This is a genomic window from Psychrobacillus psychrotolerans (assembly GCF_900115805.1).
Classification (GTDB): domain Bacteria; phylum Bacillota; class Bacilli; order Bacillales_A; family Planococcaceae; genus Psychrobacillus; species Psychrobacillus psychrotolerans.
Genome location: NZ_FOXU01000009.1, coordinates 49,847 through 64,211 on the forward strand (window position 1 = coordinate 49,847; position 14,365 = coordinate 64,211).

Consider the following 14,365-nt stretch of genomic DNA (forward strand, 5'->3'; position numbering starts at 1 on the left):
TTCCTCTTACTTACTATCTATTTCCAAGCGTTTTTTTATTCTACTTAATGACTCTGGAGTTATTCCGAGATAGCTTGCCAGTTGATGTTGCGGTACACGATCAATTAGTTGAGGTCTTTTTATTAGTAATTTTTTAAAACGTTCTTCAGGAGTAGAGGCAATAAATGTAGCAAATTCATCTTGTACATTTGCGAAGTTTTCCTCAATCATCTTTCGTGTCATTACTTCCAACTGTGTATATTTGGTATACATGTTTTGTTCGATAGCTAAATCCCCAACGACGAGGATTGAATCCTCTAAACATAGGAAAGTGTAATCGGATGATTTGTCTAGTTTATGATTATTGAAAACTGCAATCGCCTGTTCTTCTGTGTAGAAATTGGACGTAACTTCTTTTCCATTTTCATCTACAGAATACTGCCTTATACACCCACTTAATACAAAATAACATTTAGTAGGAACATCTCCTTGTCTAAAAAGGATTGTTCCTTTTTTAAGTTCGTCGATCTTTATTTCATTAGCGATGGTCTGTTGCTGTTCTTCAGTAAGAGAAGTGAATTTAGACATGTACTTAAACAATATACTTTTCATTTTGCTCTCCTTTTATCCAAACGCTTTTATCCTATAATACTACAAATCATTTTGAAGGATTATGTTCCTATAAATTTATCCTGTCATCATGACTAATAGAATAACATCCGTGCAAACTAAGTATTAGTAGCTCTTGTAAGAAAGGATGTGTCCTATGGATTTTTTTCAGAGTCAGGAAACACTTACTTCGATTGAGTGGGTATTGCGCGCCATTGTTGCATTTATCTTTTTAGTTATTGTAGCTAAAGTGATGGGTCAACGTGCCATCTCCCAATTAAGACTTTTAGATTTTGTTATGGCTTTGGTCATCGGAAATATTATTGCACACCCATTATCTGATGAGAACCTTGGACTTAAAGGTTCTGTTATTACAACAATTGTATTGGTTTCCCTATATCTTTGTGGTATTTATCTGATCCTTAAATGGCCGTGGTTTAGAAGACTAGTGACACCTCCACCCATTAATCTTGTAAAAGATGGAGAAATCATTTATCAGGGATTAAAAAAAGCAAGAATTTCTATTGATGTGTTATTGGAGGAGCTTAGAGAAGAAAAAGTAGAAGATGTAAAGAAAGTGGCATTAGCTATTTGGGAGGCGGATGGGAAAATTTCCGTATTCTTAGATCCAAAGTATAATCCACTTACACCTGCAAATTATCAGTTAGTAACAGAGCCCTTTGATCTACCAAAGTTAATCATTAAGGATGGAAAATTGGAATTAAAGGAGTTAATGCAAATCAATAGGGACGAACAATGGGTAGCTTCAAACTTAAAAACGCAATACCAGACCGAAATAAAAAATGTTCTGCTCGCTACAATTGATAAGAAAGAAAATTTGAAGGTTTTTCTGTATAAGTAATTGAAGGGATTCTTAGTTTCATTTTATAAAAAAACGCCCAAAGACTTCTCCGGGGCGTTTGTTTATGCTGCAATCGGCAATCTATTTAGTGCATTGACTTTATGAGTTCAAATAGCTTTCGTATACTCTCCGGAAATGTACGGTCTTTCATAGTACTTAAGTATACACTTCGACTTAGGAAATCACTGTGTACTTGGCGTGATATTAAGCTCTCGGATAAATGGTGGTTAACATATTGTTGGGGCAGTAGAGCGATTCCGAGACCTTCTTCTACCAAAACTTTAATCATCTCAAATCTTTCTATTTTATATTGAATATGTGGTGTGATATTTTCTTGTTCAAATGCTTTTAATATTTGTGCACTCGTTTGAAATTCAGGCATCCCTATTATGAGGGATTCTTCCGCAAAGTCTACTAGCGTTATTTTCTCTTTTGTAGCTAAAGGATGATCTTTTTTAGTTAGCACGACGTACGGTTCGGTATACAATAATTCGCTTTTTATTTCCTGATCGACAATATGCTGGTTTGTAATAACACCATGTACATTTAAACCTAATAACGCTTGACGAACCGTTTGATTGTACAAGGTATCGATTAACGTAATTTGGTTTTGTGGATATTGTTTTTGATAGGCAATTATTACTTGTGAAAACCAGTGATTTGCTGACTCAATCATGCCTAATCTAATTTCTAATTGCTCGCCTTTTGCTAACTCCTTTAACTCAGTATCCATTACTTCAAATTGAGCAAGTAAACTTTTTGAACGTTCATAGAATTGCTGACCTAATTCTGTTAGTTGAAATTGTTTGGTTGTGCGCTCTATAAGCGGTGCATTTATTTCTAATTCTAAGGTCTTTATTGCATTGCTTAATGAAGGCTGGGATATATGTAGAGATTTTGCGGCTCTTGAAAAGCTTTGATATTTTACAGTGGCATTGAAGTAATACATCCTCCGTAAATCCATTTCGCACCTCATTTATAGTTTTAAACTATTATAATATAAAAAAATAGTATTTGTTATTATAAATACATATAAATATAATGAAAATATGAATTTTTCAGTTTATAAGGAGACGAGCCTATTGTATAGAAAAACGGATGTGAGTATTTGGCAAGGGCGCATCGATCATGAGGTGGATTCGGCCTACTTTCGTTATCACCAAATTGTTCAAGTCGAACCAACAACTGAGCATGGAAAAATTGGCTTAGTAGGTTTTTCTTGTGATGAAGGTGTCCGGCGTAATAATGGACGTGTTGGTGCAAAAGATGCTCCTCTTGCTCTGCGTAAACAGTTGGCATCGTTACCATGGCGCAATCATGTTCAGACAAATTCTTTAATGGATTTTGGGGATATCGTTTGTGAGGGGCATGAACTAGAGCAGGCGCAACTGGAATTGGGAGATAAAGTTTCTGACATCCTAACAAATGGGAAGGCAATTGTACTTGGAGGTGGGCACGAAACGTTATATGGACAATATTTAGGGGTGCGTAAAGCAGTGGGGGCAGAAGCATCCATAGGCTTGCTTAATATTGATGCTCACTTTGATATGCGTGCTTATGATGACCAAACCTCTTCTGGCACAATGTTTAAGCAAATTTTAGACGAGGATCCAAATGCACATTATTTCGTATGTGGCATCCAACAATATGGGAACACTACGGCATTATTCAATACAGCAGCTCATTATAATGTTCAATATTTTTTAGATGAACAATTGGAATCACCTCAGTTTAACAAAGATTTAACAGATTTTATGGACGCCCATGATGTATTACTCGTTACTCTTTGTATGGATGTTTTAAATGCTGCTGAAGCTCCAGGTGTCAGTGCACCATCTCCATTTGGATTAACCGCTATAAAGGTTCGAGACATTTTGCGTCAGATGGTTTCACATAAAAACACGGTAAGTTTTAGTATTTGTGAAGTGAATCCTTCGCTTGATATAAACAATCAAACAGCAAAATTGGGGGCTTACTTTATAAATGAAGTAATTATGAATAGCTTCGAATAAACAAAGGGGAATGTATATGGCTATAAATCAAATTACAACATTATGTCTCGCAGTAACATTATTTTTAGTAGGCACTTTTTTAGTTAAAAGGGTAGGCTTTTTAAATCGTTTTTGTATTCCAGCACCCGTTGTAGGAGGCTTACTATTCGCAATTCTAGCAACTATCTTGAAGGGTTTAGACCTAATCGAGATTACGTTAGATACATCACTACAATCTATTTTCATGATTACCTTCTTTACAACTATCGGACTTGGTGCGAGTTTCAAACTTGTTAAATTAGGTGGGAAATTATTAGTAATCTATTGGTTAGCTTGTGGATTCTTAGCCTTAATGCAAAATGTGATTGGTGTTTCTTTAGCTAAATTAATGGATCTTCATCCATTGATCGGCGTTATGGCAGGGGCTGTATCTATGGAAGGGGGACATGGTGCGGCTGCGGCTTTTGGCGAAACAATTGAAGGGTTAGGAGTACCATCCGCAGTATCAATAGGGATGGCTGCAGCTACATGTGGACTAGTAGCTGGTGGACTGGTTGGTGGTCCTGTTATCGGCTACTTAATCCGCAAATTTGACTTAAAGCCATCTTCTGAAGAAACAGAAGCATACGTTGAAAAATCACAACATCCGATTACAGACAAATCATTCATGATGCAAGTTTTCTTAATCACTTTCTGTATGGCTGTTGGTACATATGTAGGCGAATGGTTCTCTACTATAACAGGATTTGTTTTACCTGGTTATGTAGGTGCTATGTTCATAGCAGTAATCGTTCGTAATGTGGTGGATCGCATCAAGCCTGAACTAATCAATATGAGAGAAATAAATTTAATCGGTGATATTTCCCTTGGTATTTTCCTATCAATGGCATTGATGAGCATAAAGCTATGGGAAATTGCAGACTTAGCGTTACCGTTATTTATCATCGTTTTAGTACAAGTAATATTCATCGTACTATTCGCTGTGTTCGTCCTTTTCCGTTTGCTTGGAAAAAACTACGATGCAGCAATTATGGTATCGGGTTTCCTTGGACATGGTCTAGGTGCAACGCCTAACGCAATGGCTAATATGTCTGCAGTAGTTTCGAAATTTGGTCCATCACGGAAAGCATTCCTAATCGTACCGATTGTAGGAGCATTCTTAATAGATGTTTTCGGTATGCCAATTATTATAACAACCATCAATCTCTTTAAATAGAATACTGGGCATAGAAAAGCGCAAACCCTTGAATTTCGTCCCTGTGTAAGAAACATTCGCGTTAGTTTGAACAAACGTGAATGTTTGAACTTTCATGTTTGTTGCTACAAAGGGAACCAATCAAAGGCAGGAAAATAGAAAACACCTCTTCGATGAAGAGGTGTTTTTCAGTATTATAAGTAATTTTTCATCCATTCTTGGAAGTTGGCGATTACTGTATCAATAAACTCAACTGTTGCTTGGTCTGTTAATTCACCATTGTCATTGAATTTAGTATGCGCTGCTCCAACGTATACTTCGTTCATCGGTAGTAAAGGTGAATTTAAACCACTTGCGAATAGAATATCACGTAAATGCATTTGTGCTTTTACCGTACCCATAGCACCCATAGAAGCACCCATAATCATAGATGGTTTTCCAGTCATCACTTTATCTACACGACTCATCCAGTCAATAGCGTTTCCTAAAACACCTGGAATCGTAGAGTTATATTCGGGTGTTATCCAAAGAACAGCGTCGGCTGCTTTTACTTTTGCTTTAAAGTCTAATACTTCCTGTGGTGCATCTAACTCGATATCTTGGTTATACATTGGAATCGGTTTTAAATCTAAGATCTCTAGCTCAAACTTCTCCGCATAGCGTGTTTGTAGATGTTTTGCTAGTTTCAAATTGAATGAATCTTCTCGGATACTTCCTACAATTGCTACTAATTTCATGATGTGTTCCCTCCAAAGTTCTAGTTAGTGGAAATTTGTGATTTCCATTATAAGTGTGTGTGACTGCTAGTTGTTAAAAGTTACACAATATAAGTAGCAGACTCTTTATATTGTGTCATTTTTTCAACTTTAGTCCTTTGTTAGTATAGGAGGTTACTAAAAGTAAGTCAAAGAATTTGGCTCGCTGCTATATACAATACGTCTTCGCGACAAATATACTGTTGATCCTTAAAGCTAGTGGTTTATTTAAAATGTACAAAAATGAGCTGGGATATATTCACCATTACTCATTTATTTTAATGTATTTTACTAAAGCTCTCGTTAGTCAAAATTTCCAAGCTTATAATGGTAAACTCATAGAAACTGTTCTTAACTTAAATCCCATGCTTTCATAAAGTTTAATAGCTTGATTTCCTGCAAATGCACTAAGACGAACTTCAGAGTATCCATTTAATCTTAGCTGGTCAATGGCTGTTCTCATTAACAGTTTGGAAACTCCATTCCCTCTAAATTCTTCTTTAACAAATAACTCATAAATAAATCCATTCATCTTATCAGTAAATTGGTCTTTACTTGCCCCTAAAAGAATCCATCCAATTATTTTACCGTTCTCTGTTGCTATTAAATAATAGCCCCCCTTTTCTAATAGTGGTTCCATAAGACTTTTTACTTTTTCAATTGTAGGTTTTACTTCACCCAATGTGCCGTCAAATACGGCTTGTGGAGAAAGTAAAAGAACCTCTTTAAGTTCGCAATCACTAGGTCTTCTTATATCCATTAAAAGAGTCATTCCTTTCAAAGTTCTTTGATATATTCTAACATAATATTCCAGATATCTATTTCTACTAATTCAACTAACCTGTCGCTTTAGTTCAATTTAAACCACAGGAATAACGAAAAAAAGTGATACTGGCTGTGTATTATGTCCAACCAATACCACTATTAATTTACTCGTTAATAATATAGAAAACATTTGTCCAAGCTCTTCCGAAATGTCCTGAGTTTTCTTATTATGAAAATGCTGGAATTCGAACTGTTAAAGTGGTGCCTTCTCCTAAAACACTATCAATAGTGATTCCATATTTGTTGCCGAAATAATATCGGATTTGTTCGTGTACATTTTTAAGTCCGATATGTTCTTCGGTTAACGTGTTAGATGATTCTTCTAGGTAATCTCGCAATTGCTGAACTTGTTCTGGATTAATACCCACTCCGTTATCTTGAATCTTAATAAGTAGGTCTTTGCCTGAAAAGGTAGAAGAAAGTTCTAGCGTGCCTTGTCCAAGCATCGGTTCTAAACCATGAATAATTGCATTCTCCACTAGGGGCTGTAGCGAAAAATGTACGATGTGTATGGAGTTACTATGTGGTGCTAAGTTTTCGATATACTGTATTTTGTCCCCAAATCGCATTTGCTGCACTTGTATATATAAGCGAATATGTGTGAGTTCTTCTTCCAATGTGATAGTTTCTTTTCCACTTTGTATAGTGATGCGGAATAACTGTCCCAGGAGTCCAATCATTTCTGCAATATCTCGTTGTTTGTTGATGACCGCCTTCATTTGAATTGATTCGAGGGCGTTTGCTAAAAAGTGTGGATTGACCTGACTTTTAAGAGCACGATAATGTGCTAGTTGTTGTTGGGCTTTGAGATAAGAAGCTCGTTCAATATAATTCTTTAGGTTAGTAGTCATTTTACTAATCCCTTGATATAAAACCCCGAATTCATCTTGACGTTCACTAGTTAAGTTAACATTGAATTGTCCACTTCCAATTTTTTTTACTTGCTTACTTAAAAAGATAATAGGTTTCGTCACACGTGAATATAAGATCACCATAAACAACATAGCCATAGCTATGGAGAAGAGTGCTAACCATAAAATAACCTGACGAAGGATATCTGCATGCTTCGTCATTTCTTGTTCCTCAATATATTGTATAACTGTCCATCCGGAGTATGGAGAAGTAACATAGTTAAAGAAAGAGTTAACTTCATTTACTTCGGCATAGAAGCTTCCGTTATCTGTTTGATTATCTGATATTGCTTGCTGAACAGGTGTTTTAAATTTTTTGTTAGAGTTAACCTGATTTAAATCAGAAGCATAAATAATCTTGCCAACGTCATCCATAATAACGAAGTTTCGATTGCTATTCTCTGATAGGTTTAAGATATTGCGGAGTGAATCTAAACGGATATCGATTAGTAGAACACCTAAAGGATTCCTAGTACCACTTTTGTTAATGACCCTTGCGATAGAAATAACAGATTCACTAGAGTTAGGGCGATGAAAGGGTTGGTGGGTTCCAAATAATACTCTTTTTCCTTTTTGGGCCACCGTTTGTTTATACCATTCCTCGCTTGAAAGGTTACTAACATCGTAAACAGCTCTTTTAAAGCTCGAGTAAAATACACGATTATCTAAAAAGATTTGTACACTGTCTACATTATCAATGGTCATTTCAATACTGCTGATGAAATGTTCAATGGCATTTTCGTATTCTAGACTTTGAACATAGTCCTTGTCGGAGTCCGTTTTCCCCCAGTTTTCTAATGCATTTTGAAGATTACTATCCATATGAGCTGTTAAAGCTCCAATTTCCACACTCCGCAAATATTGATCGAAATTAAATGATAAATTATTGAGAATCAGGTTCGAACTATTTTGATATTCACTTTTTGCTGATTGTATAGAGAAGATATATATAATAACGGATAAAATTAGCAACGGTATGGTAATTGTTATAATCATTAGACTGAAAATTTGATAGTTAACATGTTTAAACTGACATATTTGAAAGAGTCGTTTTAGTTGTTTCATCACATTATATCCTTAATTGTTTTCGGTATTCCGTAGGTGTCATTTGCGAAATACTTTTAAATAATTTTACGAAGTGTTTATAGCTTTTATAGCCACACATAAGTGACACGTCATTGATGGAGTATTTGGATTCTTTTAGACATTCTAGCGCATAGCGAATTCTGATTTCGCTTACAAAGGTCATATAGTTCATATTGAGTTTTGTTTTAAATAACCGACTTAAATACGATGGATTATAAAAGAAATGATCCGCAACCATATTGAGTGTTAACTCTTGGTTAATATGCTTTTTTATATAGGATTCAATTTTTTTGAACAGTTGAAGATCCTCTTGAGAAAGCGTTTCCATTCTATTCAAAATGAGAGAGGAATCCAGTATATTTTGCGTGCTCTCTATAGTTTCTAGGTATTCTAATTGCTTCTTACGGATTTTTTCTATGCATTCCACAATAACTGAAAAACTCTTGTCATACTGTAATGGTTTGAGTAAATAATCGTGTACCCCGCCGTAGTGAATAGCTTTTTGTGCATATTCAAATTCGCTATGCCCAGTTAAAATAATGAAGATAGCGTCAGGTAACTTTGGTCGTAGATGACCTATCATTTCAAGTCCATCCATTACGGGCATTCGAATATCTGTAATGATTAGGTGAGGTAATTCGATTAAAGCTGTATCTACTCCATCTTTGCCATTCTCTGCTTCCACAATGGTTTCAACCCCTAATTCCTTCCAATCAAAATATTGCTTTAAGCCAGAACGTATGACAGGTTCATCTTCAACTATCATTAATTTGTACATCATATTCCCCCAAAATGATTTAATAGTAGTTGTTGTTATAGAAGACGTTTAGACATTTTTCTATGCCATTTTTTCCTAGTGTACATGATAAAGTAGAATTTCCCAATAGGTAATTATATGAGCATTCAGATAATTTTATATGTTTAGAGTGTATAGGTCAGAATGGGAGTATGAATGTAAAATAAGAGGGATTGTAGATAGAGCTCTATAACCCTATGATAAAAACAGGTAATGAAAGCGCTTACCGATATTTCCAGATTCATAATAGGGGGGATACTATGCAAGGTTCAAAGAGAAGGTTCATTTTGTTTATCGCAATTGCATTTGTTGTATCAATGTTCTTGGCAGCTTGTAGTGAGGATGCCGGTGAAAAAGAAAAAGATGATTCTACAAAAGTTCCAGCTTCTAGTGATGCAAAATCAGTAGAAATAACATGGTGGAATTTTCCTAACTTTCAGGCTTTAGATGGAGAAGTAGGGAAGTATGAAGAAGGAATTATAGCAGCTTTCCAGGAGAAAAATCCGGATATTAAAGTGAATTTAGAAATGCTAACTTTTGAAGGTGGTCCGGAAAAGCTTAACGTGGCTATTGCTACAAATACAGCGCCAGACGTAATTTACGATGCTCCTGGAAGAATTATTGACTGGGGTAAAAAAGATTTACTTGCACCGTTAAATGACATGATGCCAGAAGAGGTAATGAGTGATATTTCTCCAGCTTTGTTAAAGCTATCGATGGTTGGGGAGGAAGTATTCATGTACCCATTCAATACAGGACCATTCATGATGGCAGTAAATAAAACATTGTTTGAGGAAATTGGAGAACTTGATTTATTGCCTTTAGATCGACCAGATCGTACGTGGACTGTCGAAGAATATGAAAAAGCTCTAAATGCAGTGAAAGAAAAAGCGCCAGATATTATTCCTTCTGGGTTTTATGCAAAGAGTGTTGCAGGTGATCAAGGAACACGAGGTTACATTACGAACTTAGGTGGAAGTAGATTTTTAAATGAGGATTATAGCGAAGTAGCGATTAATTCAGCTGCTGGTGTAAAAGGACTTGAGTGGGTTGTGCAAGCTTCTAGAGATGGATTAGTAGCACCGGGTGCAGCTTCACTTGAAGCAGGAGATCATAATGATTTGTTCCTGCAAGGGAAAATGGCATTTGCTATTAACTATTCTGCTGTACTAAAATCACTATTTGCTCCAAATAAAACAGAAGACTTTGAAGATGTATTATTACCTTATCCAACTCCAGATGGTTCAGATCCAAAGCTTGAGCCGTTTCTTGGAGGGTTAGCTGTATTCAACAATGAAGATGACAAAAAGGTAGAGGCTTCTAAGAAATTAATCGACTTTATCGTGAATGATCCAGAATGGGGCGAAAAGAACCTTATTCAAACTGGAGGATTGTCAGCTCGTAACTCCGTAACGGGGATATACGAAGGGTCTGAATATGACTACTCAGAGTTAGCACGTAAATTTATAACAGATCCTCCAACTACTGCAGATGGTTATGCTGAAATCCGTACTTTCTGGTTCCCTGCGCTGCAAGAAGCAATTCTTGAAACGAAAACACCGAAAGAAGCATTAGATGAGTTTGCGGAAAAAGCGAATGCAACGATTGAAAAAGCAAAATCTGCAAAATAGTATTACCGATATTACACAGCAGTATGAATAGATGGAAAAGGAGCAGCATCATTGATGTCTTGCTCCTTTCTAAAAAGAAAAATTAGTCAAAAGGATGCTTGCCATCGCCCGCGGAGGCTAACAGGATGTGGTCACAAAGGCGTTGCCACACGAGGTGGCGCTCTTAGCCTTTGAAATCAGTAGTATTATTCATTTTTTAAAATTCCATGAACTCAGTGTTCATCCTCCATATTTATATACTTATCTAAAAAAAGAATTAGATTGAGGTGGTAGTAAATTGTTAGCAACTATTCGTAAGCCAAACAAACACAAATTGCACGATTGGTTGATGAGTTATTTGTTCTTGTTACCAGCGTTAACATTTTTCCTCATTTTCGTTGTATATCCTATGTTAAGAGGGATATATATGAGTTTCTTCGACTATAGCATTACAAGCTTTGAATTCATTGGATGGGAAAACTATGTAACCTTGTATCATGATGAAACTTTCCATAAGTCACTCATCAATACGATTGTATTAGTAGCTGTTGCAGTCCCTATAGTTATTGGCTTCTCTATTTTCGTCGCAATGGCGATTTACAAGAAAAGTGAGTTTATCCGGTCATTTTGTAGAGGCATCTTCTATCTGCCAGCGGTTACTTCTGTTGTAAGTGTGACCGTCGTATGGGGATGGATCTATCATCCAAACTTTGGACTGCTAAACTATATAACTAATTTTTTCGGAATGGAGCCAATATCCTGGCTTGGAGATCCAAAAACAGCATTAATGGCCATAACAGTCATATTAATCACAACATCTGTCGGTCAGCCGATCATTTTATATGTTGCTTCTTTAGGTAATATTCCTGCCAGTTATATAGAAGCTGCTCAAATTGACCGTGCAAGCCCAGGACAAATTTTCCGCAAAATTATTTGGCCATTACTAATGCCAACAAGCTTGTATGTAATTGTCATTACTACGATAAACTCGTTTCAGTGTTTTGCACTTATACAATTACTTACTTCCGGCGGACCAATTCATAGTACCTCGACGGTCATGTATGGTGTTTACCAACAAGCATTTCTTTTAGGTAACTTTGGTATAGCCTCAGCTATGGGGGTAATTCTAGCCATTATCATTGGCATAATTTCAATCATTCAATTTAAATACTTAGGGAATGACGTGGAGTATTAAAAGGAGGAAACATCTTGAAAGCAATATCTCCGGTAAAAATGAAGAAAGAAAATGATGGGCGTGGACGTCCAAAATGGTTTCGCGACTTAAGCGCATTTAAAATAATATCCACAATTATATTAGTCCTCTCTGGATTATTCTTTTTGTTCCCACTTTACTGGATTGTTACTGGCGCGTTTAAATCTCAAGTTGTAGCAATCACAATTCCACCAGAATGGTTTCCGTTAAATCCTATACTGGATAACTGGGTAATATTATTTAACAATCCAGTTTGGCGTTGGACATTTAATAGTTTCTTCATAGCAAGTGCAGAGATGATTGCCGTATGTTTTGTAAGTGCAACAGCAGGTTTTGTACTAGCAAAAAAGGTATTTCCTGGTCGTAAGCTTATCTTTATCGCACTTATCGCTGCAATGGCACTACCTAAACAGGTTATTTTAGTTCCGCTGTTTACGATGCTGGCAGATTTGGGCTGGGTAGATACATATAAGGGACTGATCATTCCCGCAATTGGCTGGCCATTTGGAGTTTTCTTGATGAAGCAGTTCTCACAAACAATACCAAATGAACTCCTAGAAGCTGCAAAAATAGATGGCTGTGGTGAGATTCGTTCATTTTTCCATATCGTGTTGCCAATGCTTAAACCAGCAATCGGTGCTTTGGCCATTTTCACCTTCATGTTAAGTTGGAATGATTATTTTAGCCAACTTGTTATTACACGTTCCACGGATATGATGACTCTGCCATTAGGTATTGCAACCATGCAGGGTGAATACAAAACAGATTACGGTGTAATGATGGCCGGTGCTGCATTAGCTTCTGTTCCTATGATCATCATCTTCATGCTTTTCCAAAAATCATTCACACAAGGAATTACAATGGGTTCTATCAAGTAAAAAGGTGGGGATTATATTGCTAAACAAATTTAAGGGAATCATACCTGCTTTTTATGCTTGCTATGATGATGCAGGGGAAATATCACAAGAGAGAATAATAAAATTAAGTCAGTATTTATATGGAAAAGGGATCAAGGGTCTCTATGTGGGGGGAAGTTCGGGCGAGTGTATATATCAATCTCTTGCCGAAAGAAAGGCAACACTCAAGTATGTTGCGGAAAGCCTGCAAGGGAAATTGACGCTCATCGCACATGTCGGAGCACCATCTACTAAGGAAAGTGTGGAATTAGCCAAGTATGCGGAGGAATTAGGCTATGACGCGTTATCTGCTATTCCCCCGATCTATTTTCAACTACCTGAAAGTGCGATTGAAAAATACTGGTTGGAAATTATGAATTCAACGGAATTGCCATTTATCATTTACAACATTCCTCAAACGACGGGCTATAACCTTTCTGTTTCGTTACTGAAAAGGCTATTAAAAAATGACAAGCTAATCGGAGTTAAGAATTCTTCTATGCCAGTGATGGATATTGAGCGATTTAAAGCAGCTGCCCATGAGGAATTTATCGTTTTTAATGGACCAGATGAACAATATGTGTCTGGTAGATTAATAGGGGCAGATGGAGGAATTGGAGGAACGTACGGAGTAATGCCAGAGTTATTCTTAAAGGCAGAGGAATTTATTGCAACAGGTAACTTCTCAAATGCTAGAGAAATCCAACATGATATTAACGATATTATTATTGCACTTTGTTCATTGAATGGTTCGATGTATTCCGTTATAAAAGAGATTTTAAAAATAAGAGGCATAAATATTGGAAGTGTCCGGGGTCCATTAGAGGCACTACATGGAGAAGATTTAGGAAAAGCAGAAGGTATTAAAAGGATGATCGATGAGGCAATCGAAAAATATCAAATGGCTTAAGTATGGAGATGAATATAGATGAAACGTAAAGAGGAAATATTAAAATCCATCGAGCGTGAACTCATCGTTTCTTGCCAGGCTTTGCCTGAAGAACCATTGCATAGCCCTTACATTATGGCAAGAATGGCTTATGCTGCGATGTTGGGTGGCGCAAAGGGGATTAGAGCGAATAGCATTGATGATATTAGAGAGATTAAAAAAGCAGTTAACCTGCCGATCATTGGCATTATTAAACAGGTCTATGATGAATCGAATGTTTTCATCACACCTACACGTAAAGAAATAGATTTACTCTACCAGGAAGGCGTCGAAATTATTGCGATTGATGCAACTAATAGGATTAGACCTGATGGTAAAGTAATTAGCGAAGTTTTTCCAGCTATTCGGGAACAATATAGTAACCAATTGTTTATGGCTGATTGTTCCACTTATGATGAAGCAAAACAAGCATATGAATTAGGTTTTGATTGCTTAGGTACTACACTTAGTGGTTATACAACATATACTCAAGGTACTAAATTACCAGATGGGGAGCTGATTGCAAGCCTAGTTAGAGATTTTCCAATTCCAATCATTGCAGAGGGTGGAATTTGGACACCTGAGGAACTAAAGAGAGTATTCGAATTAGGTGCTTATTCAGCGGTAGTGGGAACTGCAATTACGAGACCGATGGATATTACGAAAAGATTTGTAAAAGCCGTAAAGTTCGATCTAGAAGGATGAAGTC

General features: G+C 36.5%; 14 protein-coding genes. 8 read left to right on the plus strand and 6 right to left on the minus strand.

What is annotated here, in order from left to right:
- Positions 1-6: 6 nt before the first annotated feature.
- Positions 7-591, minus strand: coding sequence for a Crp/Fnr family transcriptional regulator (locus tag BM260_RS15450; RefSeq protein ID WP_093538254.1), 585 nt, complete (start codon positions 589-591; stop codon positions 7-9).
- A 154-nt stretch (positions 592-745) separates the two neighbouring features.
- Between BM260_RS15450 and BM260_RS15455 the strand changes: the two genes are divergently transcribed.
- Complete coding sequence (locus BM260_RS15455) at positions 746-1,450, plus strand: DUF421 domain-containing protein (RefSeq protein ID WP_093538255.1); 705 nt, start codon at positions 746-748, stop codon at positions 1,448-1,450.
- Between the two features lie 85 nt (positions 1,451-1,535).
- On the opposite strand, the gene BM260_RS15460 is transcribed toward BM260_RS15455, so the two are convergent.
- Complete coding sequence (locus BM260_RS15460) at positions 1,536-2,414, minus strand: LysR family transcriptional regulator (protein WP_175496319.1); 879 nt, start codon at positions 2,412-2,414, stop codon at positions 1,536-1,538.
- A 118-nt stretch (positions 2,415-2,532) separates the two neighbouring features.
- Here BM260_RS15460 and hutG point away from each other — a divergent pair, with 118 nt between their 5' ends.
- Both hutG and gltS read left to right on the plus strand, forming a co-directional pair.
- Entirely contained in the window at positions 2,533-3,462 is a 930-nt protein-coding gene (gene hutG, locus BM260_RS15465; protein ID WP_245762755.1) for a formimidoylglutamase, read from the plus strand.
- A 10-nt stretch (positions 3,463-3,472) separates the two neighbouring features.
- A complete protein-coding gene (gene gltS / locus BM260_RS15470) occupies positions 3,473-4,657 on the plus strand; it encodes a sodium/glutamate symporter (protein ID WP_093538258.1) in 1,185 nt (394 codons plus the stop codon).
- Positions 4,658-4,830: 173 nt separating this feature from the next.
- Here the strand turns inward: gltS and BM260_RS15475 are convergent, their stop codons facing one another.
- The 4 genes from BM260_RS15475 to BM260_RS15490 form a co-directional block, all read right to left on the minus strand.
- Entirely contained in the window at positions 4,831-5,373 is a 543-nt protein-coding gene (locus tag BM260_RS15475; protein ID WP_093538259.1) for an NADPH-dependent FMN reductase, read from the minus strand.
- A gap of 340 nt (positions 5,374-5,713) precedes the next feature.
- The gene (locus BM260_RS15480; RefSeq protein WP_093538260.1) at positions 5,714-6,151 is read right to left on the minus strand and encodes a GNAT family N-acetyltransferase; all 438 of its coding nucleotides are present in this window, start codon (positions 6,149-6,151) and stop codon (positions 5,714-5,716) included.
- Between the two features lie 232 nt (positions 6,152-6,383).
- Positions 6,384-8,192: a cache domain-containing sensor histidine kinase gene (locus BM260_RS15485; protein ID WP_093538261.1), complete on the minus strand. Its 1,809-nt coding sequence runs from the start codon at positions 8,190-8,192 to the stop codon at positions 6,384-6,386.
- 4 nt (positions 8,193-8,196) lie between these two features.
- A complete protein-coding gene (locus BM260_RS15490) occupies positions 8,197-8,991 on the minus strand; it encodes a response regulator transcription factor (protein WP_175496320.1) in 795 nt (264 codons plus the stop codon).
- A gap of 278 nt (positions 8,992-9,269) precedes the next feature.
- On the opposite strand from BM260_RS15490, the gene BM260_RS15495 reads away from it, so the two are divergent.
- From BM260_RS15495 to BM260_RS15515, 5 genes are all read left to right on the plus strand, one after another.
- On the plus strand, positions 9,270-10,640 hold the full coding sequence (locus tag BM260_RS15495; protein WP_093538263.1) for an ABC transporter substrate-binding protein: 1,371 nt from the start codon (positions 9,270-9,272) through the stop codon (positions 10,638-10,640).
- A 277-nt stretch (positions 10,641-10,917) separates the two neighbouring features.
- Entirely contained in the window at positions 10,918-11,814 is an 897-nt protein-coding gene (locus BM260_RS15500) for a carbohydrate ABC transporter permease (protein WP_434092747.1), read from the plus strand.
- Positions 11,815-11,828: 14 nt separating this feature from the next.
- Entirely contained in the window at positions 11,829-12,710 is an 882-nt protein-coding gene (locus tag BM260_RS15505; protein WP_245762756.1) for a carbohydrate ABC transporter permease, read from the plus strand.
- 13 nt (positions 12,711-12,723) lie between these two features.
- Entirely contained in the window at positions 12,724-13,638 is a 915-nt protein-coding gene (locus BM260_RS15510) for a dihydrodipicolinate synthase family protein (protein WP_407691722.1), read from the plus strand.
- Between the two features lie 18 nt (positions 13,639-13,656).
- Positions 13,657-14,361 (plus strand): N-acetylmannosamine-6-phosphate 2-epimerase, encoded by a 705-nt coding sequence (locus BM260_RS15515; RefSeq protein WP_093538264.1) that lies wholly within the window; start codon positions 13,657-13,659, stop codon positions 14,359-14,361.
- Positions 14,362-14,365 lie beyond the last annotated feature (4 nt).